At 64.2% G+C, this 19,959-nt stretch carries 23 protein-coding genes; 13 read left to right on the top strand and 10 right to left on the bottom strand.

The window, feature by feature from the left end:
* Positions 1 to 36: 36 nt before the first annotated feature.
* The gene (locus tag Q0139_RS09825) at positions 37 to 687 is read right to left on the bottom strand and encodes a GcrA family cell cycle regulator (RefSeq protein ID WP_298020882.1); all 651 of its coding nucleotides are present in this window, start codon (positions 685 to 687) and stop codon (positions 37 to 39) included.
* Positions 688 to 754: 67 nt separating this feature from the next.
* Here Q0139_RS09825 and Q0139_RS09820 point away from each other — a divergent pair, with 67 nt between their 5' ends.
* From Q0139_RS09820 to queE, 8 genes are all read left to right on the top strand, one after another.
* Complete coding sequence (locus Q0139_RS09820; RefSeq protein ID WP_298020879.1) at positions 755 to 1,579, top strand: ABC transporter permease; 825 nt, start codon at positions 755 to 757, stop codon at positions 1,577 to 1,579.
* A gap of 75 nt (positions 1,580 to 1,654) precedes the next feature.
* A complete protein-coding gene (locus tag Q0139_RS09815) occupies positions 1,655 to 2,884 on the top strand; it encodes a TCR/Tet family MFS transporter (protein ID WP_298020876.1) in 1,230 nt (409 codons plus the stop codon).
* A 101-nt stretch (positions 2,885 to 2,985) separates the two neighbouring features.
* On the top strand, positions 2,986 to 4,170 hold the full coding sequence (locus Q0139_RS09810; RefSeq protein ID WP_298020873.1) for an aspartate aminotransferase family protein: 1,185 nt from the start codon (positions 2,986 to 2,988) through the stop codon (positions 4,168 to 4,170).
* The gene (gene argF, locus Q0139_RS09805) at positions 4,167 to 5,096 is read left to right on the top strand and encodes an ornithine carbamoyltransferase (protein ID WP_298020870.1); all 930 of its coding nucleotides are present in this window, start codon (positions 4,167 to 4,169) and stop codon (positions 5,094 to 5,096) included. Before Q0139_RS09810 ends, argF begins: the two co-directional genes overlap by 4 nt.
* 10 nt (positions 5,097 to 5,106) lie before the next feature.
* On the top strand, positions 5,107 to 6,009 hold the full coding sequence (locus Q0139_RS09800; RefSeq protein WP_298020867.1) for an Hsp33 family molecular chaperone HslO: 903 nt from the start codon (positions 5,107 to 5,109) through the stop codon (positions 6,007 to 6,009).
* 82 nt (positions 6,010 to 6,091) lie between these two features.
* Positions 6,092 to 6,487 (top strand): hypothetical protein, encoded by a 396-nt coding sequence (locus Q0139_RS09795; protein WP_298020865.1) that lies wholly within the window; start codon positions 6,092 to 6,094, stop codon positions 6,485 to 6,487.
* 180 nt (positions 6,488 to 6,667) lie between these two features.
* Positions 6,668 to 7,363 carry a 7-cyano-7-deazaguanine synthase QueC gene (queC, locus tag Q0139_RS09790; protein WP_298020862.1) on the top strand — a complete coding sequence of 232 codons (696 nt, stop codon included), beginning with the start codon at positions 6,668 to 6,670 and terminating at the stop codon, positions 7,361 to 7,363.
* A complete protein-coding gene (gene queE, locus Q0139_RS09785) occupies positions 7,360 to 7,989 on the top strand; it encodes a 7-carboxy-7-deazaguanine synthase (protein WP_298020860.1) in 630 nt (209 codons plus the stop codon). The genes queC and queE overlap by 4 nt, the downstream gene beginning before the upstream one ends.
* Before the next feature lie 164 nt (positions 7,990 to 8,153).
* Here the strand turns inward: queE and Q0139_RS09780 are convergent, their stop codons facing one another.
* The 4 genes from Q0139_RS09780 to lipB form a co-directional block, all read right to left on the bottom strand.
* On the bottom strand, positions 8,154 to 10,217 hold the full coding sequence (locus Q0139_RS09780; RefSeq protein ID WP_298020857.1) for a hypothetical protein: 2,064 nt from the start codon (positions 10,215 to 10,217) through the stop codon (positions 8,154 to 8,156).
* Between the two features lie 37 nt (positions 10,218 to 10,254).
* Positions 10,255 to 10,908, bottom strand: coding sequence for a hypothetical protein (locus tag Q0139_RS09775; RefSeq protein WP_298020854.1), 654 nt, complete (start codon positions 10,906 to 10,908; stop codon positions 10,255 to 10,257).
* A 189-nt stretch (positions 10,909 to 11,097) separates the two neighbouring features.
* Entirely contained in the window at positions 11,098 to 11,388 is a 291-nt protein-coding gene (locus tag Q0139_RS09770) for a hypothetical protein (RefSeq protein ID WP_298020851.1), read from the bottom strand.
* Positions 11,389 to 11,473: 85 nt separating this feature from the next.
* Positions 11,474 to 12,136 carry a lipoyl(octanoyl) transferase LipB gene (lipB, locus tag Q0139_RS09765; RefSeq protein ID WP_298020848.1) on the bottom strand — a complete coding sequence of 221 codons (663 nt, stop codon included), beginning with the start codon at positions 12,134 to 12,136 and terminating at the stop codon, positions 11,474 to 11,476.
* A gap of 75 nt (positions 12,137 to 12,211) precedes the next feature.
* On the opposite strand from lipB, the gene Q0139_RS09760 reads away from it, so the two are divergent.
* The gene (locus Q0139_RS09760; RefSeq protein WP_298020845.1) at positions 12,212 to 13,033 is read left to right on the top strand and encodes a hypothetical protein; all 822 of its coding nucleotides are present in this window, start codon (positions 12,212 to 12,214) and stop codon (positions 13,031 to 13,033) included.
* A gap of 4 nt (positions 13,034 to 13,037) precedes the next feature.
* On the opposite strand, the gene Q0139_RS09755 is transcribed toward Q0139_RS09760, so the two are convergent.
* The 3 genes from Q0139_RS09755 to Q0139_RS09745 are packed head-to-tail and all read right to left on the bottom strand — an operon-like array spanning position 13,038 to position 14,927.
* Positions 13,038 to 13,622, bottom strand: coding sequence for a GNAT family N-acetyltransferase (locus Q0139_RS09755; RefSeq protein WP_298020841.1), 585 nt, complete (start codon positions 13,620 to 13,622; stop codon positions 13,038 to 13,040).
* Between the two features lie 4 nt (positions 13,623 to 13,626).
* Positions 13,627 to 14,481: an oxygen-dependent coproporphyrinogen oxidase gene (hemF, locus tag Q0139_RS09750; protein WP_298020838.1), complete on the bottom strand. Its 855-nt coding sequence runs from the start codon at positions 14,479 to 14,481 to the stop codon at positions 13,627 to 13,629.
* A complete protein-coding gene (locus Q0139_RS09745; protein WP_298020836.1) occupies positions 14,478 to 14,927 on the bottom strand; it encodes a tRNA (cytidine(34)-2'-O)-methyltransferase in 450 nt (149 codons plus the stop codon). Before Q0139_RS09745 ends, hemF begins: the two co-directional genes overlap by 4 nt.
* A 162-nt stretch (positions 14,928 to 15,089) precedes the next feature.
* On the opposite strand from Q0139_RS09745, the gene petA reads away from it, so the two are divergent.
* The 4 genes from petA to Q0139_RS09725 are packed head-to-tail and all read left to right on the top strand — an operon-like array spanning position 15,090 to position 18,372.
* Positions 15,090 to 15,662, top strand: a complete 573-nt coding sequence (petA, locus tag Q0139_RS09740; protein WP_298020833.1) for a ubiquinol-cytochrome c reductase iron-sulfur subunit — start codon at positions 15,090 to 15,092, stop codon at positions 15,660 to 15,662.
* Between the two features lie 12 nt (positions 15,663 to 15,674).
* A complete protein-coding gene (locus Q0139_RS09735; protein ID WP_298020831.1) occupies positions 15,675 to 16,955 on the top strand; it encodes a cytochrome b/b6 in 1,281 nt (426 codons plus the stop codon).
* 13 nt (positions 16,956 to 16,968) lie between these two features.
* Entirely contained in the window at positions 16,969 to 17,808 is an 840-nt protein-coding gene (locus Q0139_RS09730; RefSeq protein WP_298020828.1) for a cytochrome c1, read from the top strand.
* 27 nt (positions 17,809 to 17,835) lie between these two features.
* Positions 17,836 to 18,372, top strand: a complete 537-nt coding sequence (locus Q0139_RS09725; protein ID WP_298020825.1) for an adenine phosphoribosyltransferase — start codon at positions 17,836 to 17,838, stop codon at positions 18,370 to 18,372.
* Here Q0139_RS09725 and Q0139_RS09720 read toward each other — a convergent pair.
* A complete protein-coding gene (locus Q0139_RS09720; protein ID WP_298020822.1) occupies positions 18,369 to 18,839 on the bottom strand; it encodes a MaoC family dehydratase in 471 nt (156 codons plus the stop codon). The two genes, Q0139_RS09725 and Q0139_RS09720, sit on opposite strands and share 4 nt — an antisense overlap.
* Positions 18,832 to 19,932, bottom strand: coding sequence for a redox-regulated ATPase YchF (gene ychF, locus Q0139_RS09715; RefSeq protein WP_298020819.1), 1,101 nt, complete (start codon positions 19,930 to 19,932; stop codon positions 18,832 to 18,834). The genes Q0139_RS09720 and ychF overlap by 8 nt, the downstream gene beginning before the upstream one ends.
* Between the last annotated feature and the right edge of the window lie 27 nt (positions 19,933 to 19,959).

Here is a 19,959-nt window from a genome sequence, read left to right as displayed (position 1 = left end):
GGTTAGTTTGCGTCTGACTAAGGTCCGTTCAAACCATCAACGCACCCGCGGGCCGCCAAAGGGAAGCGGGGGCGGCGGGCGGCGGTCCTTGCGCGGCATCTGCGCCTGGAAGGCGCGCCCGCAATGTTCGACGCAATAGGGGAAGCCGGGGTTGATCGGCTCGCCGCAGAAATGGAAATCGGGTTCGCCGGGATGGCCCATCGGCCATTTGCAGATCTTTTCGGTCAGATCGAGCAGCCCGGTCTTGTCCTCATATTCGGGATCGAGCTTGGCCGGGACCAGCCGGCGCGGGGGAGCCGGGGGTAGCGGTGCCTGATCGCCGGGCGACTGACGCGTAAAGCCGCCGGGCCCGATCGAGCGATATTGCGGCTGCGAGGGAGCGGGTGCCGGAGCAGGAGCGGCCGGTGCGGCGCTTTCCGCCTTGCTCTCTTCCTTGGGCGCCGCGGCCGGAGCCGGTTTCGGTGCGGGCTTGGCCTTGGGCGCGGCTTTCTTCTTGGCCGCAGCCTTTTTCGGCTTCGCCTCCTTGGCCTTCACCGGGGAGGGGCGCGATTTGAGGCCGAGGCGATGCGCCTTGCCGATCACGGCGTTGCGGCTGACACCGCCGAGTTCGTCGGCGATCTGGCTCGCGGTCATTCCCTTGGCCCACATCTTCTTCAGCTGGTCGATGCGTTCGTCGGTCCAGGCCATCAATAATTCCTTCTCATCGATCCGCTCGGCTTGCCAGCGCGGCGCGCAGCCGATAGCCGCAACCGCAATGTCCGAACAACCAAAATCTCGTGCGCTGCCCCGGCCGGGCGAACCGGTAATCCCATTCGTCAATTGGGGAGGCTTTCGCACCCTTTACATTAAGGAGGTTCGGCGTTTCTTCAAGGTGCAGCTGCAGACGATCTGGGCACCGGCGATCACGACATTGCTGTTTCTCGTGATCTTCACCGTCGCGCTGGGCCGGGGCGACCGCGAAATCCTCGGCGTGCCTTTCAATACGTTCCTTGCGCCGGGGTTGATCGTCATGGGGATGATCCAGAACGCCTTCGCCAATTCCAGCTTCTCGCTGCTCGTCGGCAAGATCCAGGGAACGATCGTCGATTATTTGATGCCGCCGCTCTCGACGCTGGAAATGCTGATCGCGATCGTCGGCGGGGCGATTACCCGCGCGATATGCGTCGGGGTCACCGTCTGGGTGGCGATGTGGCTCTGGGGGATCGACGTTTCGATCCACCACGCCTGGGCGGTGCTCTATTTCGGGCTCATGGGGTCGGCGATGCTCGCCTTTTTCGGCGTGCTGACGTCGATCTGGGCGGAAAAGTTCGATCACGCCGCCGCCGTCACCAATTTCGTCGTCCAGCCGCTCGCGCTGCTTTCGGGCACCTTCTACACGATCGAACGGCTCGATCCGATGTTCCAGACGGTGAGCGAGTTCAACCCGTTCTTCTACGTTATTTCCGGCTTCCGCTACGGCTTTATCGGCGTCGCGGATTCGCATGTGACCACGGGCATTTTCGTGATGCTGGGCGTCAATGTGGCGCTTTGTGCCCTGTGCTACGGGCTGCTCAGCCGCGGGTGGAAGATCAAGAACTAGCGGCGCCGAGGTAACGTCCGTACAAGACCCTTGCGGGTTGCCGTGTGCATTGCGGCGGCACGAAAGGGGACTGGCATGCATTTTTCCCACCGCGCCATTCCGATCGCCTTGTGCGCCCTGTTACTTGATACCATCGGCTTCGGGATCGTCATCCCGGTGCTGCCGCAGCTGATCGTCGAGCTTGGCGATGTGACCTTTGCGGAGGCGACGCGGATCGCGGGCTATATGCTGGTCGTCTTTGCGCTGACGCAGTTCTTCGCGGCGCCCGTGATGGGGCGGCTGGGGGACCGGTTCGGGCGGCGGCCGGTGCTGCTCGCCTCGCTGACGGCCTTCACCATAGACTATGCGCTGATGGCCGCGGCGCCGACGATCGCATGGTTGTTCCTCGGCCGCGCCATCGCCGGGATCGCGGGCGCGACCTACGGTCCGGTCGGATCGCTGATCGCCGATCTGACGCCGCCTGAGAAGCGCGGCGAGACCTTCGGCTATATGGGGGCCGCCTTCGGGCTCGGCTTCATCATCGGCCCGGCGCTCGGCGGGTTGCTCGGCGAGTTCGGGCCGCGCGTGCCCTTTTACGCCGTGGTCGTGCTCGGAATGCTCAACGTGCTGGCGATCGCCTTCCTGCTGCCCGAATCGCTGGCACCCGAAAATCGCCGGCCGTTCAAATGGCGCGAGGCCAATGTCCTCGGCTCGTTCAAGCCGCTCGCCGCGCACAGGATCGCCTTTCCGCTGCTCGCCGCCTGGTTCCTCTGGCAGTTCGCGCACCAGATCTATCCGGCGAGCTGGGCCTTCTGGGCGAAGCTGCAATATGGCTGGACCGAGGGGATCATCGGCGCGACGCTGGCGGTGTCGGGACTCAGCATGGCATTCGTACAGGTCTTCCTCACGGGCCGCTTCATCAGAAGGATAGGCGAGCAACGGACGATCGTCTGGGGTCTCGCATCGGGCGCGATCGGCTTTGCCGCCTATGCCTTCGGCCCGCCGGGATGGATGGTGTTTGCGATCATCGTCGCGGTGGCGCTGCAGGGTCTCGTCTTTCCGTCGATGAACGCCGTGCTTACGCAGCTTGTCGGCCCGTCCGAACAGGGTGCGCTACAAGGGGGCGTCGCGGCGATGGGAAGCCTTGCGGCGATCCTCGGCCCGCTGATCCTGACGCAGACGCTGGCGAGCGGTGCCGAGGCAGGCTTTCCCGGCGCGTCCTGGGCGCTGGCTGCGGTACTGGCCTTCGCCGCGCTGGCGATCGTCTGGTTCGTTGTGCTGCGACAGGTGCCGGAAGAGCCCGACATCGCCCCGGCCGCGGATTGACGCGGCACCGGGCACGCCGGTATAACCGGTTTTTAGCTGAGGGCGGCCAATCGGGCCGCCTTTTTGCGTTTCTGCCGATTGCGAAAAGAAGGATCCGTTCGATGTCGATCACGCCGCTCATGCCCGTCTATCCCAGAGGTCCGGTGCGGCCGGTGCGAGGCGAGGGCGTCTATCTCTATGGCGAGGAGGGCGAGAAGTATCTCGATTTCGCGAGCGGCATCGCGGTCAACATTCTGGGCCACAACCATCCGCACCTGACCAAGGCGATCCAGGACCAGGCGGCGACGCTGATGCATGTGTCGAACATGTACGGTTCGCCGCAGGGCGAGCATCTTGCTCAACGGATCGTCGACAACAGCTTTGCCGATACCGTATTCTTCACCAATTCGGGCGCCGAGGCTGTCGAATGCGCGATCAAGACGGCGCGCCGCTACCATGTCGCCAAGGGCAATCCGAAGCGCAAGAAGCTCATCACCTTTTCGGCGTCCTTTCACGGCCGCACCATGGCGACGATCAGCGCTGCCGGGTCGGAAAAGATGATCGACGGGTTCGAGCCGGTGCTACCGGGCTTTCAGACGGTCGAGTTCGACAATCTGGAGGCCGCCGAGGCGGCGATTGACGACGCTACGGCCGGCTTCCTCGTCGAGCCGATTCAGGGCGAGGGCGGCATCCGCCCGGCGAGCCTCGAATTCCTGCGCGGCCTGCGCGAACTCGCCGATGCCAACGGCATGCTGCTGGTGCTCGACGAGGTCCAGTGCGGCTATGGCCGGACCGGCACCTATTTCGCCTATGAGCAATATGGCATCGAGCCGGATATCCTGGCTTCGGCCAAGGGCATCGGCGGCGGCTTCCCGCTCGGCGCGTGCCTCGCGACCGAGGAAGCGGCGGCCGGCATGGTCATCGGCACGCACGGATCGACCTATGGCGGCGGGCCGCTGGCGATGGCGGCGGGCGAGGCCGTGCTCGACGTCATTCTCGAGGCTGGGTTCCTCGACAACGTCAAGGCGATGGGCGACCGGCTGCGGCAGGGTCTCGAACAGATGATCCCCAATCACGACGAGCTTTTCGAGAGCGTGCGCGGCATGGGGCTGATGCTCGGCGTCAAGATGAAGGTCGATAGCCGTCCCTTCGTGACCTATCTGCGCACCAAGGGGCTGCTGACCGTGGCTGCGGCCGACAATGTCTTCCGCGTGCTGCCGCCGCTCAACATTACCGAGGAGCATGTCTCCGAATTCATCCAGCGGCTGTCGGCGGCGGCGGACGAATATGAGGTGCCCGAGTCATGACCCGGCATTTCCTCGATCTTGCCGATCTCGACGGCAATACGCTCGCCGCGATCCTCGACGATGCGCTGGTCGCGAAGCAGGCGCGTGCGGGCCAGCCCCGGGGTGCGGTCGACGAAGGCGCGCCGCTGGCCGATCATGTGCTGGCGATGGTGTTCGAGAAGAATTCGACGCGTACGCGCACCAGCTTCGACATGGCGATCCGCCAGCTTGGCGGCACATCCATGGTGATGGATTCCGGTTCGATGCAGCTCGGCCGCGGCGAGACGGTGGCCGATACGGCGCGCGTCCTTTCGCGCTATGTCGATGCGATCATGCTGCGGACCGACGATCATGCGAAGATCGTCGAGCTCGCGGAATATGCCGATGTCCCGGTGGTCAACGGGCTGACCGACCGGTCGCATCCCTGCCAGATCATGGCGGATATGCTGACCGTGCTTGAACATCGCAGCCGGCTGGCGGGCACAAAATGGGCCTGGCTCGGCGACGGAAACAATGTTCTGACCTCGATCATCGAGGCGGGAAGTCTGCTGAAATTTTCGGTTGCCGTGGGCTGTCCCGAAGCGCTTGAACCGCCTGCCGATATTGTCGATGCGGCCCGGGATCGCGGTGGCGAGGTGTCGATCCATCGCAGCGCCGAAGAGGCGGTGGCGGATGCCGATGTTGTCGTGACCGATACCTGGATCTCGATGGGCCAGGAGGGCGGCGAGGCGAAGCTTGCGGCGCTCGAGCCCTATCGCGTGACGCCCGATCTGATGGGCCGTGCCAAGCCCGATGCGCTGTTCCTCCATTGCCTGCCAGCGCATCGCGGCGAGGAAGTGTCCGCCGAAGTCATCGACGGCCCGCAATCGGTGATCTGGGATGAAGCCGAAAACCGGCTCCACGCGCAAAAGGCGATCCTGCGCTGGTGCTTTGGGCAGATCGGCTGAGCGAGCGACCATGAGCGAAGCCGACCAACTCGATAGCGCGCTGGTATTCACCATACCGTCGCTCAACGCGCGCGGGCGCGTCGTCCGGCTCGGCCCGGCGCTCGACGAAATCCTGTCCAGCCACGCCTATCCGCCCGCCATCGCGAAATTGCTCGCCGAAGCGCTGGTGACGGCCGCATTGCTCGGCACGACGTTGAAGGAAGCGGGCGGGCAGCTGACGATGCAGGCGCAGACCGAGAACGGCCTCGTCGACCTGCTCGTCGCCGATTATCATGGCGGCGAGATGCGCGGCTATGTCCGCCATGATCCGGACAAGCTGGCCGAAGCGCCAGCGGACCCATCGCTCTTCGCATTGTTCGGCAAGGGCTATCTCGCCATCACCTTCGACCAGGCGGCAACCGGCGAGCGCTATCAGGGCATCGTGCCGCTCGAAGGCGATTCGCTGGCCGATGCGCTCGAACATTATTTCGTCCAGTCGGAGCAGATTCCGAGCCTCGTTCGCGTCGAGGTGGCCGAAGCCGATGGGCGCTATCTGGCCGGCGGGCTGCTGCTCCAGCACTTGCCCGATGGCGAGGAGGGACGCGAGCGGCTGCACGTGCGCCTCGATCACCCCGAATGGGGCCATGTCCGCACATTGGCCGAGACCGTGACCGGGCAGGAGCTTATCGATCCGGCAATCGAACTGGAGGCACTGGTCTGGCGCCTCTATCATGACGAGGAAGAGGTGCGCGTCCTGCCGCGGATCGCCTTTTCCAAGGGGTGCCGGTGCGACGACGCGCATATTCGCGACGTGATCGGCAAATTCGGTGCCGAGGAACGCGCCGAAATGGCCGATGATGACGGGGTGATTCGCGTGAGTTGCGAATTCTGCTCGAAAGCCTTCCCTATCGAACTGTCTGAAATCGAAGCCTGATCGGCCCTTTCACCACCGGTTCACCTTGTTTCGGCTACAAATGTGGACGAACTGGCGGGGGCTGTGTCCCGGGGAGAATATGATGAACCTGGTGCGAAAGATGCTCTGGAGCGCGATTGGCGCGGCGGCGCTGGCCGCTCCCGCCGTTGCGCAGGCGCCGTCCGCGCTGTCGTCGCTCCAGCTTGGCATGTGGCAGCTGCGCTCGACCGGCGGATCGGGCGCGGGCCGCAGCATCTGTATCCGCACGGCCGAGCAATTGCTCCAGATCCAGCACCAGACGCGAAACTGCCAGCGCCGTACGCTCGGCAGCACGAGCAACAGCGTGACCGTGCGCTACGAATGCGGCGGGGGCGTCTGGGGCCAGACCCAACTCAATGTCGAAACGCCGCGGCTCGCCCGCATCGATACGCAGGGAATCAGCGGCGGCGCGCCGTTCCACAATTATTACGAAGCGCGCCGGACCGGCGCTTGCGGCTAAAAAAGCGTAAACCGGTTAACGCGATCTTTACCATGGTATCGCTAGAAGGGGTGCGTGCCGGACTTGGGCACGCTTTCCTCCCTAGCAGGCCGTAAGGCCTCTACTGGGCCGCTCTTCGGAGCGGCCTTTTTGTTTGGGCCGTCCTTGCGCGGCCGCCCGTTCGGCCATAGCTCGGCGCGCATGACGACGAACGGCGATAAAATGGCGGTGGTGCTGCTTTCGGGCGGGCTCGACTCGATGGTCGTCGGCGGGCTGGCGCGCGAGGCGGGCTATCGGCTCTTCGCGCTGACCGTGGATTACAACCAGCGGCATAGGATCGAACTGCAGGCGGCGGCGCGCGTGGCCGAAGCGCTGGAGGCCGAGCGCCATGTCGTCCTGCCGCTAGACCTGTCGCAATTCGGCGGTTCGGCGCTGACCGCCGATATCGATGTGCCGAAGGATGGGGTCGAAAAGGGCGCGATTCCGATCACCTATGTCCCCGCGCGCAACACGATCTTTCTGTCGCTGTGCCTTGGTTGGGCTGAAGCGGTGGGCGCGCGCGACCTGTTCATCGGCGTCAATGCGCTCGACTATTCGGGCTATCCCGACTGCCGGCCGGATTTCATCTATGCCTTCGAGGACATGGCGAACCTCGCGACCAAGGCGGGCGTCGAGGGCGACCGGTTCACCGTGCACACGCCGCTGATCGACATGACGAAGGCCGATATCGCGCGCGAGGCCGATCGGCTCGGTCTCGATGCGGGGATGAGCTGGTCCTGCTACGATCCCGCGCCGTCGGGGCAACATTGCGGCCTGTGCGACAGCTGTCGATTGCGGTGCAAGGGGTTCGCCGAGGCCGGGCTGGCCGATCCTACCGACTACGCGGCAAGCCCATGAGCTACGCGGTCAAGGAAATCTTCCCGACCCTGCAGGGCGAAGGCATGCAGGCGGGGCGGCGCGCGGTGTTCCTGCGCTTTGCCGGGTGCAATCTGTGGACGGGGCGCGAGGAGGACCGGGCCACGGCCGTCTGCCGGTTCTGCGATACCGATTTCGTCGGCATGGATGGCGAGAATGGCGGGCGTTACGACGCTCGGGCGCTGGCCGCGAAGGTGGCGGCTCTATGGGGCGAGGATCGCGAGCGCGCTTATGTCGTTTGCACAGGCGGCGAACCGCTGCTCCAGCTCGATGCGCCACTGATCGAAGCCTTGCATGGCGAGGGGTTCGAGATCGCGGTGGAATCGAACGGCACGATCGAGGCGCCCAAAGGCATCGATTGGCTCTGCATCAGCCCGAAGGCAGGGAGCGAGGTCGTTCTGCGATCCGGCGACGAGCTCAAACTGGTCTGGCCGCAGGTCGGCATCGATCCGACCGGCTTTCTGGGCTGGAATTTCAGTCATTTCCTGATCCAGCCGATGGATTGCGCCGAAGGCGACAAGGCGCGCGCCGCCGCAATCGCCTATGTCGAGGCGCATCCGCAATGGCGGCTCAGCCTGCAGACGCACAAGCTGCTGGGGATTCCCTGAAGCCTTCTCCTATCGGGAGAAGGATATGAAGCCTTTGAGCGCTGCGAACTAGGCGCAATTGGATGAGGGGCTACGCGCTATCGACAGGTGCGATCCCCTCACCCAGCTTCGACCAGGCAGCAAGCTGCCAAGTCTGCGCAACCCTCTCCCGATGGGAGAGGGGCTTAGTATCGCGCCGGCCGCGCCCCACTGACGCTCGACCAAAGCGCCCGGGCCCAGCGCCAGCGGCGATGGCCGGGAGCGGGCGCATCACCGGTCAGCCAGGCGACGACCTCTTCGGGCGTGCAGGGCAGGCCCGTCGGCGGGTGGATATAGCGCGGATAGTGGATCAGCGTCCCGGCAACGAGTTCGTCGAGCGTCAGGCGCCGTGTACGGCGGTCGAACTGCAACCGGTCCTGGGTCAGCCCCCATCCGGCATAGAAGGGGCCGCCATAGACGTGCACCCCTTTGCCTCGCATCAGCGCCTCGAACCCCGCGAGCGACGTCATCGTCGCCAGTTCATCGGCGGCGTCCAGACAGGCGGCGATATCGGCATGGTGCGCGGCAGCATCGGCATGGCGCGCGATGACATCGGCCTCGACGATCCCGCGCCGGTTGCCGCTCTCGACATCGGGATGCGGCTTGTACACGATATGCGCGTCGGGATTGTCGGCGCGGGCGGCTTCCAGCAACGCCCGGTTCGTCGCGATGTCGGACGTGCCGCGTTCGATCGACCGGTCGTCCTCGACCTGCCCGACGACGAGCAGCATCGTCTTGCCTTCGGGTTTTTGCAGCTCGGGGTCGCGGCCGACATTGTATTTGCTGACCTTTGCCGCGACGAGCGCCTTGCGCAGCGCGGCGGCGCGTTCGCGCTCTTCGGTCGTAAAATCGTGCGTTTCGAGGATCGTTTCGAGCCGCGAAGGCTGATGCCGGTCGAAATAGATGCCTTCGTTGTCGAGAACGATCGAAGCAGGCAGGTGGAAATCCGAACCGAGGCCGCGGGAGCGGACGAACCCGTCCTCCATACGCCACACCGGCGTGCCCGACCGCCCCAGATCCTGCCGCACCTGCTCGGTTTCCTTGCCCGCCCAGATGACGACACGGCCGTTCTTTGCTTCGGCATCGCGTGCCGCGCTGTGGACGCTGCCGTGAAAGCGGATCGAACTGCGCGGCCCCGACAGCGCGTTGCGGACGGCGGCGCGCTTCCAGGGGCGAAAGCCGATGGCGGCGCTGTGCCCGGCATTGGCGTCCGCAATCTCGCGCCAGTGCAGCAGCCGCTCGATCGTCGATTCGAGATCGCTCGGCCGCCCTGTGATCGGATCGATATAGCGCGTGTAGAGGAGATAGGCGGCGGCAAAAATCTCGCCGACCGAGCGTTTTGCGGTGCGCCGCTCGCACCTGATCTCGTCATGCGTCGCGCCCCAGCCGGCATAAAAGGGCATGCCGAAGCAGCGGACGGGTTTGCCCGCCATCAACGCCTCGAACCCCATCAGGCTCGTCACGCAATAGACGGCGTCGACGTGATCGATGATGTCTGAGGCACGAGCATCGATGTCGAGCAATGTGCAACTCTCCAACGCGTCATCGGCGATGCAGCCTTTCTTGATACCTGCCGCGACGACGGGATGGCGACGCACAATAATTTCGGCATCGGGCTCGTCGCGCCGCGCCGCTTCGATCATCCGGCGGTAGCTGTCGGCGTCCGCAAGGCCGCCAACGATCGACGCATCGCCATCGGTCTGATCGACGACCAGGATACGTCGCATGTCGCTTGGCGGTAGCGCATCGGTCGGTAGGGGCGGGGAGGCATTGGTCTTGCCGAGGCCCGTCTCGGCGATCCGCTGCATCGCGGCCTTGGCGCGCGCCAGCAATTCGTCCGTTTGCCAGCCGCCCAGTTCGAGCAGCGCTTCCAGCCGCGACGGCTGGCGTGCGTCATAATAGATGCCGAGATCGTCTGCGACGAGCGAGAGGCTGGGCGTTCCCGCTTCGCCGAGCCCGATCGAGCGGAGGAAACCGTCCTCCAGCGCGATATAGGGCAGGTCCTTTTCGGCGGCCATTGCACGCGCGCGTTTCGCTGTCGGTTTGAACCCCCATCCGGCGATGGCGTCGGTGTCATCCGCGGGGGCGGCCGCGCGGCGTACCTCCTCGATCTCGGGCAGGAACGCCTCGAGATGCGGAATACGCGCCACGCCGCGCCCGGGCACGAGAAGGCGCGAGACATCGAGCCGGTGGTGGACGGGTCCGGTCATGCGGGCGGGATGGAAGTGCCCGCCTCAATATGCAAGGTCAGCAACGCCGTGTGTTGTAACTGTCCCCGCGCCAGCAGGCGTCGTCTAGCCGGGGCAGGGCGGGCAGCGGCACCGGCTGGTTGGGCGGCAGCGTCGCATCGGCATAGCTGGTCAGGCTGTTGCGCATTTGGCGCATCCGGTTCTGTGCGGTCACGTAAAGCTGCCCCTTGGGCTGTGACAGGGCGTCGCGGGCCGTTTCGGCGGCGGCATGGCAGAAGCTGCGCTGAGCGCCGACCAGGACGTAGCTCTGGTACATCGACGTCGTGTATTCATCCATGCGCGATTGCCACTGGTTGCCGGAAACCCGGCGGAAATAGGCCTTCAGGCCTTCATAGGCGGCGGCGAGCTCGTCGGCATGGTGGAGCAGGATGTTGTTGTAATTGTCGACCGCGTCGATCGTCGGCCAGAACTGGCAGTTGAGCGCGGCGACGTTGAGCGCCGATCGCAGGTTCCAGATCAAATTGGCGCGGGTATCGGCCGGTTGTGCGTCGGGCATGGACGGGACGAACAGTCCCGGTTCGGCACCGGTCACGGGCGGACCGCGATGGTCCGGCGGATAGAAAAAGACCTGCGCCGATGCCGGCGCGGCCATCAGGCCGAGGGCCGAAACGGAAATCGCGGCGCCGGCCGCCTTTTTAAACAATGCCCTCATGCTCGCCCTCCTACGCGGCGCGATGTTACGCCAGGATGAATCCGCAGCGCCAGCGCGGCGCCCTCATTTTGGCGCTGACGGATAGCCGTTCGGCGCATCGGCGCAAAGGGCAGGGCGCAAAAAGCCGTGCGGAATCAAAAGGGCCGCCGGATTTCTCCGGCGGCCCCGATTGTGTCGAAGACAGGCGGCTTATTCGGCCGCTTCCTCCTCGGCATCGCCTTCGGCGTCGGCCGCAGGCTCTTCGCCTTCGGGCATGTCGGAATCCTCGGGCATGTTCTCCATGCCCATATCGGCTTCCGATCCCGCCGTGGCGTCGATCGCCGTGGTGTCGTCGATCGTACCGTCGGTTTCGCCCGGATCGACGTCGGTCACCGTGGTGTCCTCGTCGGTCGTCGTTTCCTCGCCGCCACCGCACGCCGCAAGCGCCAGCGCGGCTGCGGCAGCAAGGCCACCGGTCGAAATCTTGGTCAATTTACGCATCAATTGTACTCCCTTTGTTGCGTCGAACCGTGCCTCACATGAGACAAGCGGTTCATGTCACAACATATCGGCAAATTTGCCACACTCAAGCAATAATTTTACTTGCCCCCAGAGACCGCAGAAATCCGGGAAATTTTGCGCGCAAAGCTGCATCGACCGGTCCGAAGTCGCTTCCAGCACCCAGTTTTTCCAAACTCGTCACCGGATAGTCGCCGATGCCGCACGGAACGATGCCGCCGAAATGCGAAAGATCGGGCGCAACATTGATCGCGAGCCCATGGAAACTCACCCATTTGCGGATGCGGATGCCGATCGCGGCGATCTTCGCTTCCTCCGCGCCTCGGCCGGTCCAGATGCCGATTCGCCCTTCCTCACGCCGCGAGTCGACGCCGATATCGGCCAGCGACTCGATGATCCAGCCCTCGACGGCATGGACGAAGCAGCGCACGTCGCGCCCGCGTTTCGCCAGATCGAGGACGAGATAGACGATCCGCTGGCCCGGCCCGTGATACGTGTAGCGCCCGCCGCGACCGGCTTCGAACACGGGGAAGCGATCGGGCTCGAGCAGTTCTTCGCGGGCCGCACTGGTGCCGGCGGTGTAGAGCGGCGGGTGTTCGACCAGCCACACAAGCTCGTGTGCCTTGCCCTCGCGGACGGCGCGTGCGCGCGTTTCCATCTCGTCCAACGCGTCGGGATAGGGCGTCAGTCCCGGCGACACGCGCCATTCGATGTCTGCGGCATCGTCCATGGCCTGTCAGATGCGCCCGGCCGCGTGGCTGATCAAGGGCTTGCACCCTCCGCCACGAGGACGCATTGACGGGCTATGGCAGGGTCAAACCGATTTTCACCGAGCAAGGGCTGGGACCAGACACGCCTTTGGCTCGAGCAGCATCGCACCTATTTCGTCCCGATTGCGGGGGCATTTTTCATGCTCCCGATCCTCGTGGTCGCGTTTCTCGGCCCGGATATCGTCCTGCCGGCGCTCGATCCGGAAACCACCGATCCGGACGTCTGGCAGGCGGAAGTCTATGCGGCGATTGCCCCGCTGGTCCCCTGGATCCTCGCCATGGCGCTGGTGATGTGCGTCGGCCAGTTGGCGATCGTGGCGATTGCGGTGGAAGAGCGCGGAATCGGCGTTGGTGAAGCGGTGAAGCTCGGTTTCGTCGCGCTGGGTTTCTATCTTCTGGCTCAGCTACTGATCAATATCGCCGCGAATATCGTCTCATTTGCGATCGGCTTCGTCTTGCTGGCTCTCGGGCCGCTGGCTTTCATCTTAAACTTGGCCTTCCTGGTCGCTTTTATCTGGATTTCGATGCGGTTGACGTTGCTGGCGCCAGCCCTGATGGGCGACGGGGCGAAATGGCCCTGGCCGATGATCCGGCGGAGCTGGGAACTGACCGCCGGCAATGCCGGACGGATATTCCTCTTCTATCTCCTGATAGGAATCGTCGCCTTCATCCTCTTGGTCGTGGCCAGCCTGGTCCTCGGGTTGCTCGGACTGATGCTCGGCGAAACCGGCGTGGCACTGTCGACGGTCGGGCTGAGCGCGATCGCGGCGGCTGCGCTCACCGTCTATTCGCTGCTGCCGGTGGCGATCTGGCGCCAATTGGCCGGATCGCGGGCCACACCGCAGGTGTTCAGCTAAGCGCCTATTCGATGATCGGGACGTGCGGCGCACAGCCGCGCGGGAAGATTCCGGCCACCCTCGGATCGCGATTGATCTCGACGGCGCGGCCGCGGGGGACGAAGCCGATTTTGCGATAGAAGGCGAGAGCGCCGGGATGGTCGATCGTGCAGGTGTGGAGATGCACGCGCGTCACATCCTTGCGCCAGGCGCGGCGGAGCGTCTCGCCCATCAGCCAGCGGCCATGACCCTTGCCGGCCAGTTCGGGGACCAGGCCGAAGAACTGGATTTCGCAATCCCCGGCGACGCGCCAGTCGAGCTCAACCATGCCGAGCTCGATCCCGCTGCGGTCCTCGACGGCATAGACCGCCACGGCGTCGTCGTTGACGACGGCATCGAGCGCCGCATCGTCCATTTCGAGCCGCGAATACCAGAGCCAGTGACGGCCGACGCGATCGAACAGCGTGCGATATTTGACGAGATCGACGGGCTGCCATTGCTTCAACCGTAACGGCGAAGGCGTGTGCGGCTGCGGCTTCGGCCGCTCGCGCATGTCGAGATAGGTGACGATCTCGGCGATGTACCCCGGTTCGACGACGGTCAGTTCCACCGGCCTATTCCCATGTGGCGAGCGGCGGCAGGCTCATCAGGATCGCTTCGATATTGCCACCGGTCTTCAGCCCGAACAGCGTCCCGCGATCGTAGACGAGGTTGAATTCGGCATAGCGGCCGCGCCAGGCCAGCTGGCGCGCCTTCTCCTCATCGGTAAAATCCTGCCCCATCCGTTTGCGCACGATGGCGGGAAAGACCTCGAGAAACGCGTCGCCGACATGGCTGGCAAAGGCGAGATGCTTGGCAAACGCATCCTCACCCTCGATCTCGAGATGATCGAAGAAGATGCCGCCGACGCCGCGCGCAACATCGCGGTGCGGAATCCAGAAATAATCGTCGGCCCATTTGGAAAAGCGCTCGTAATCGCCGGGATCGTGCGCGTCGCAGGCTTTGAATAGCGCGGCATGGAAGGCGTCGGTGTCTTCCTTGTAGGGGATCGGCGGGTTGAGGTCCGCCCCGCCACCGAACCACCGTTTCGTCGTATTGAGGAAGCGCAGGTTCATATGCACGGCGGGCACGTGTGGATTGGCCATATGCGCGACAAGGCTGATCCCGGTGGCGAAGAAGCTCGGATCTTCGGCCGCGCCATGGATCGTCTGGGCGAAGTCCGGGTTGAAGGCGCCGCCCACCGTTGAGACGTTGACGCCTGCCTTTTCGAAAACCTTGCCCTTGATCACCCCGCGAACCCCGCCGCCGCCTTCGGCGCCGCTGTCGTCGGCCCGATCCCAAGGGATATAGTCGAACGCCGCGTCGCTTCCGGCTTCGCGTTCGATTGCTTCGAATTCGGCGCAGATCCGGTCGCGCAGAGCTTCGAACGTCGTACGCGCCGCCTGTTGCTGCGGATCGAGTTCCATCATTCGGGCCATTCTCCGGTTTGCCGCATCGCTTCGCCGAGCGCGATGCCCAAAGCGATTGCGACATTCAAGGAGCGAAATCCCTCGCGCATCGGAATCCGGATTTGCATTGCGGCGGCGTCATGAACCTCCCGCGTCACGCCCGATGTTTCCGATCCGGCGAGGATCACATCGTCCGGCGTGAAGGCGGCGTCGGGAAGCGCGGTCCCGCCGCTCACTGTCAGCAGCACCAGCCGTCCGGGCGACGAATCGAGAAAAGCGTTCCAGTCCGCATGCCGGGCAACCTCAGCCGCCGCCGCATAATCCATTCCCGCGCGCTTCAACCTGCGGTCGGAAAAGGGAAATCCGCACGGTTCGATGATGTCGACAGGTAGGCCGAAACACGCGGCCATCCGCAGAATCGTGCCGACATTGCCGGCGATATCGGGCTGGAACAGGGCGATACGCATCGCGCCATTCCTGCCAGCCGGGCCACCCCGTCACAAGCATGTCAAAAACGCTGTTGGCAAATGCCCCCCGGGGCGGCTATCAGGCGCCCCAACACGCCGCCGGGGGCAGGTGGGCGTTCGCCTGTTCGCCTCCGCACGATCCAAATCTAAGGGCTGACACGAATGGCCACAGTCGACACAAATGATCAGGCGCCGGGTACGGAGCCGGAGGAAGACGGCGTTCGCCGCCGGGACTTTCTGAATATCGCCGCGGTCAGCGTCGCCGGTGTCGGCGGCGCGGTCGTATTGCTGCCGCTGATCAACCAGATGAGCCCGTCGGCCGATGTGCTCGCGCTCTCTTCGATCGATGTCGATCTGTCGGCGATCGAGGCCGGCCAGGCGATCAAGACGACGTGGCGCAAGCAGCCGCTGTTCGTCCGTCACCTGACGGCGGACGAGATCGCGGAGGCCGATGCCGTATCGCTTTCCGAACTGCGCGACCCGCAAACGCTCGCCGAACGCACGGCGGAAGGCCATAAGGAATGGCTGATCACGCTTGCGGTCTGCACCCATCTCGGCTGCATTCCCCTTGGCGCGGCGCAGGGCGAGAATCGCGGCGAATATGGCGGCTATTTCTGTCCGTGCCACGGTTCGCATTACGATACCGCCGCGCGCATCCGCAAAGGCCCGGCGCCGACCAACCTTGTGGTGCCGGAATATGAATTCACGTCCGATACAACCGTGACCATCGGCTGAGGCAGATAGACAATGAGTTTTCCCTGGGCTGAACAATATAAACCCACCAATCCGTTCATGCGCTGGATGGACGATCGGCTGCCCTTGCCGCGGCTCGTCTACAATGCGGTCGGCAAGGGCTATCCGGTTCCGCGCAACCTGAACTATTTCTGGAATTTCGGCGTGCTTGCCGGGCTGTTCCTGGTCATCCAGATCGTTACCGGCATCGTGCTGGCCATGCATTATGCGGCCAATTCCAGCATCGCCTTCGCGTCGGTCGAGCATATCATGCGCGACGTCAATTCGGGCTGGCTGATGCGCTATGTCCATGCGAACGGCGCGAGCTTCTTCTTCATAGTGGTCTACATCCACATTTTCCGCGGGCTCTATTACGGCTCGTACAAGCCGCCGCGCGAAATGGTGTGGCTGCTCGGCCTCGTCATCTTCCTGCTGATGATGGCGACGGCGTTCATGGGTTATGTCCTGCCCTGGGGCCAGATGAGCTATTGGGGCGCGCAGGTCATCACCGGCCTGTTCGAAGCCATCCCGCTCGTCGGCACCACGATCAAGGAATGGCTGCTCGGTGGCTTTGCGCCGGACAATGCCGCGCTCAACCGCTTCTTCTCGCTGCACTATCTGCTGCCCTTCGTGATCGCGGGCGTCATCATCCTGCACATCTGGGCGCTGCACCTGCCGGGTTCGAGCAACCCGACCGGCGTCGATGTGAAGGGGCCGCAGGATACCGTGCCCTTCCACCCCTATTATACGGCGAAGGACGGTTTCGGCGTCGGCGTGATCCTGATCCTGTTCGCGATCATGGTGTTCTTCCTGCCGAACTATCTCGGCCATGCGGACAATTATATCGAGGCGAACCCGCTTTCGACGCCGGCGCACATCGTGCCCGAATGGTATTTCTGGCCGTTCTACGCGATCCTGCGTGCCTTCACCGTCGATTTCATCCTGCCGGCCAAGCTGTGGGGCGTGGTCGCGATGTTCGGCTCGATCCTGCTGCTGTTCTTCCTGCCCTGGCTCGACAAGTCGCCTGTGCGTTCGGGCAAATATCGGCCGCAGTTCAAGATCTGGTTCTGGGTTCTTGTCGTCGACGTGCTCATTCTCGGCTGGTGCGGCGGCGCACCGGCGGAAGAGCCCTACGTCATGATCAGCCAGCTCGCGTCGATGTATTATTTCGCGCACTTCCTGATCATCCTGCCGATCATTTCGCGCACGGAACGGCCGCGGCCCATGCCCAACTCCATTACCGAAGCGGTGCTCGGCACCGACGAGAGCGCGGCCCAGCCCGCCGCTGCAAGCTAGGGGATACGTACAGATGGTACGCGTAATCGGTTTTCTCGTCGGCCTCGGCTTCGTCTTCGTGCTCGGCTTTTCGCTGATCACGGGCGCGATCAACTATGTCAGCAACCCGCCCGCAGAAACGGTGGAGCATGAATTCCACCGCCATGCCCATGCGCCCGAAGGCGGTTTTGCGAGCGATGGGCCTTTCGGCCGCTTCGATCGGCAGCAGCTCCAGCGCGGGTTCCAGGTGTTCAAGGAAGTCTGCGCCGCCTGCCACTCGCTGCAATATGTCGCCTTCCGCAACCTGACCGATCTCGGCTTTACCGAGCCCGAGGTCGATGCGATCGCCGATCAGTGGCAGATCCAGGTGCCCACCGTCGATCCGGAAACGGGCGAGGAAACGACGCGCAATGCGGTTGCCGCGGATCGTTTCCCGCATGTCTATCCGAACGAGACGGCCGGGCGCGCGGCGAACAACAACGCCTATCCGCCCGATCTCTCGCTGATCACCAAGGCGCGCGAGGGTGGGGCAGCCTATACCTATTCGCTGCTCACCGGTTATCAGGATCCGCCCGAGGACCTTCCCGAAGCGAACCGGCCGGGAACGGGGCTCTATTACAACCCCTATTTCGCCAATCTCAATCTCGCCATGCCGCCGCCGCTGACGGCCGATGGTCAGGTGACCTATGCCGACGGCACCGAGGCGACGATCGACCAGATGGCGGAGGATGTGACCGCGTTCCTGATCTGGACGGCGGAACCGAAGCTGGAGGCGCGCAAGTCCACCGGCTGGGCCGTGCTCATCTTCCTCGTCTTCGCGACCGTGCTCGCATGGCTCGCCTATCAGAACGTCTGGCGCGACCAGAAGCATTGATCGCGGGGCGCCGGGAAAGGGCGGGAGTTGGCGGACAATAGCGATCTCAAGGCGCTGGTCCGGACGATTCCCGACTATCCCAAGGCGGGTATCCAGTTTCGCGACATCACGACGCTGCTCAACGATGCGGACGGTTTTGCGCTGGTCGTGGAGCGGATGGCAGAGCAATGTCCTCCAGGGATCGAGGCCATCGCAGCGATCGAGGCGAGGGGGTTCCTCTTCGGGGGTGCGCTCGCGCCAAGGCTCGGCGCGGGACTCGTGCCGCTTCGCAAGCAGGGCAAGCTTCCCGGCGCGACCATCGGCGTCGACTATGCGCTCGAATATGGCAGCGACCGGCTCGAGATGCATGAAGATGCGGTGCTCGACCGTGCGCGCGTCCTGTTGGTCGACGATCTGATCGCGACCGGCGGAACGGCGCTCGCCGCGATCGAGCTTTTGCGGATGAAAGGTGCCGAGGTTGCCGCCGCATCGTTCGTGATCGACTTGCCCGATCTGGGCGGTGCTGCCGCCGTGCGCGAGACCGGCGTCGAAACACACAGCCTCATCGCCTTCGAAGGCGACTAATCGTCGGTCGGCCGCCGCCGGATCAGGCCGATCGACTTCATCGTCATCACCGCCACGTCATCCTGGTTGAACACCGTCAGCCGGCTGCGGAACGATCCCATATCGGGCCGGCTCTTCGACGGCGTCTTGTCGACGATCTCGGTCTCGACGCGCAGCGTATCGCCCGGATAAACGGGCTTCAGCCACCGCAATTCGTCGATACCGGGCGATCCGAGCCCGGCCTGCCGGTTGTTCTCCATATTGTCGACGAGCATCCGCATCACCATCGAACCGGTATGCCACCCCGAAGCCGATAGCCGACCGAAATAGGTCTGCTTCGCCGCCTCGTCGCTTAGGTGAAAGGGCTGCGGATCGTATTTGGAGGCGAACTCGATCACCTCTTCGCGGGTGACCTTATAGGAGCCGAAGGATTGCTTCGACCCGGGTTCGAGGTCCTCGAAATATAGCGGGCCGCCGGCGTCAGACATTGAATTTGAACAGCATCACGTCGCCATCCGCGACCTCATAACCCTTGCCTTCCTGGCGCAGCTTGCCCGCATCGCGCGCGCCCGCCTCGCCGCCGCAGGCGATGTAGTCGTCATAGGCGATCGTTTCGGCGCGGATGAATCCGCGTTCGAAATCGGTATGGATGACGCCGGCGGCTTGCGGTGCGCGGGCGTGGCGCGAGACGGTCCAGGCGCGCGATTCCTTCGGCCCGGCGGTGAAGAAGGTGATGAGGTCGAGCAGCTGGTATCCGGCGCGGATGACGCGGGCGAGGCCGGTTTCCTCCAGCCCCAGATCGGCGAGGAATTCGGGGCGGTCGGCGGGATCCATCGTCACGATTTCGGCTTCGATCGCTGCCGAGATGACGACTGCTTCGGCGCCTTCGGCCGCCGCCTTTTCGAACACGCGCGCGCTGTGTTCGTTGCCCTCCGCCGCCGATCCTTCATCGACATTGCAGACATAGAGGACGGGCTTGGCGGTCAGCAGTTGCGCCTCGCGGAATAGCCTTGCTTCTTCGTCGTCATTCGGTTCGGTCAGCCGCGCCGGCTTGCCGTCCTTGAGCAGTTTGAGCGCCTGGCCGAGCACAGCAGCGGTGGCCTTGGCCTCCTTGTCACCGCTCGTCGCCCGCCGCTTGGCGTTTTCGACCCGGCGTTCCAGCGATTCCATATCGGCCAGCAGCAGCTCGGTCTCGACCGTCTCGGCGTCCGCAATCGGGTCGATCCGCTGGTCGACATGCTGGATGTCGTCATCCTCGAAACAGCGCAGCACGTGGACGATCGCGTCGACCTCGCGGATATTGGCGAGGAACTGGTTGCCCAGCCCTTCGCCTTGCGACGCCCCGCGCACCAAGCCCGCTATGTCGACGAATTCGAGCTGCGTCTCGATCACCTGCGCCGATTGGGCGATTTCGGCGATCTTGCGGATGCGCGGATCGGGCACGGCGACCTTCCCGACATTGGGCTCGATCGTGCAGAAAGGATAGTTGGCCGCCTGCGCCGCCTGCGTCTCGGTGAGCGCGTTGAAGAGCGTCGACTTGCCGACATTGGGCAGGCCGACGATGCCGCATTTGAAACCCATTTTATGTCCATCGATCAGGGGAGCCGC

It is taken from the genome of uncultured Parasphingopyxis sp. (assembly GCF_937129435.1).
GTDB lineage: Bacteria > Pseudomonadota > Alphaproteobacteria > Sphingomonadales > Sphingomonadaceae > Parasphingopyxis.
Note: the sequence above shows the minus strand (reverse complement) of the source record. Positions and strands in the feature narration are given on the sequence as shown.

Excerpts from the sequence above, each read along its gene's own strand:
- Q0139_RS09815 (WP_298020876.1), top strand. The coding sequence starts at position 1,655 with ATGCATTTTTCCCACCGCGCCATTCCGATCGCCTTGTGCGCCCTGTTA.
- Q0139_RS09745 (WP_298020836.1), bottom strand. The coding sequence starts at position 14,927 with ATGCGTATCGCCCTGTTCCAGCCCGATATCGCCGGCAATGTCGGCACG.
- Q0139_RS09720 (WP_298020822.1), bottom strand. The coding sequence starts at position 18,839 with ATGTCTGACGCCGGCGGCCCGCTATATTTCGAGGACCTCGAACCCGGG.
- Q0139_RS09775 (WP_298020854.1), bottom strand. The coding sequence starts at position 10,908 with ATGAGGGCATTGTTTAAAAAGGCGGCCGGCGCCGCGATTTCCGTTTCG.
- Q0139_RS09770 (WP_298020851.1), bottom strand. The coding sequence starts at position 11,388 with ATGCGTAAATTGACCAAGATTTCGACCGGTGGCCTTGCTGCCGCAGCC.
- hemF (WP_298020838.1), bottom strand. The coding sequence starts at position 14,481 with ATGATGGAACTCGATCCGCAGCAACAGGCGGCGCGTACGACGTTCGAA.
- queC (WP_298020862.1), top strand. The coding sequence starts at position 6,668 with ATGACGACGAACGGCGATAAAATGGCGGTGGTGCTGCTTTCGGGCGGG.
- queE (WP_298020860.1), top strand. The coding sequence starts at position 7,360 with ATGAGCTACGCGGTCAAGGAAATCTTCCCGACCCTGCAGGGCGAAGGC.
- Q0139_RS09825 (WP_298020882.1), bottom strand. The coding sequence starts at position 687 with ATGGCCTGGACCGACGAACGCATCGACCAGCTGAAGAAGATGTGGGCC.
- lipB (WP_298020848.1), bottom strand. The coding sequence starts at position 12,136 with ATGGACGATGCCGCAGACATCGAATGGCGCGTGTCGCCGGGACTGACG.
- ychF (WP_298020819.1), bottom strand. The coding sequence starts at position 19,932 with ATGGGTTTCAAATGCGGCATCGTCGGCCTGCCCAATGTCGGCAAGTCG.
- Q0139_RS09730 (WP_298020828.1), top strand. The coding sequence starts at position 16,969 with ATGGTACGCGTAATCGGTTTTCTCGTCGGCCTCGGCTTCGTCTTCGTG.
- Q0139_RS09780 (WP_298020857.1), bottom strand. The coding sequence starts at position 10,217 with ATGACCGGACCCGTCCACCACCGGCTCGATGTCTCGCGCCTTCTCGTG.
- Q0139_RS09810 (WP_298020873.1), top strand. The coding sequence starts at position 2,986 with ATGTCGATCACGCCGCTCATGCCCGTCTATCCCAGAGGTCCGGTGCGG.
- Q0139_RS09760 (WP_298020845.1), top strand. The coding sequence starts at position 12,212 with ATGGCAGGGTCAAACCGATTTTCACCGAGCAAGGGCTGGGACCAGACA.
- Q0139_RS09820 (WP_298020879.1), top strand. The coding sequence starts at position 755 with ATGTCCGAACAACCAAAATCTCGTGCGCTGCCCCGGCCGGGCGAACCG.
- Q0139_RS09735 (WP_298020831.1), top strand. The coding sequence starts at position 15,675 with ATGAGTTTTCCCTGGGCTGAACAATATAAACCCACCAATCCGTTCATG.
- petA (WP_298020833.1), top strand. The coding sequence starts at position 15,090 with ATGGCCACAGTCGACACAAATGATCAGGCGCCGGGTACGGAGCCGGAG.
- Q0139_RS09795 (WP_298020865.1), top strand. The coding sequence starts at position 6,092 with ATGAACCTGGTGCGAAAGATGCTCTGGAGCGCGATTGGCGCGGCGGCG.
- Q0139_RS09800 (WP_298020867.1), top strand. The coding sequence starts at position 5,107 with ATGAGCGAAGCCGACCAACTCGATAGCGCGCTGGTATTCACCATACCG.
- argF (WP_298020870.1), top strand. The coding sequence starts at position 4,167 with ATGACCCGGCATTTCCTCGATCTTGCCGATCTCGACGGCAATACGCTC.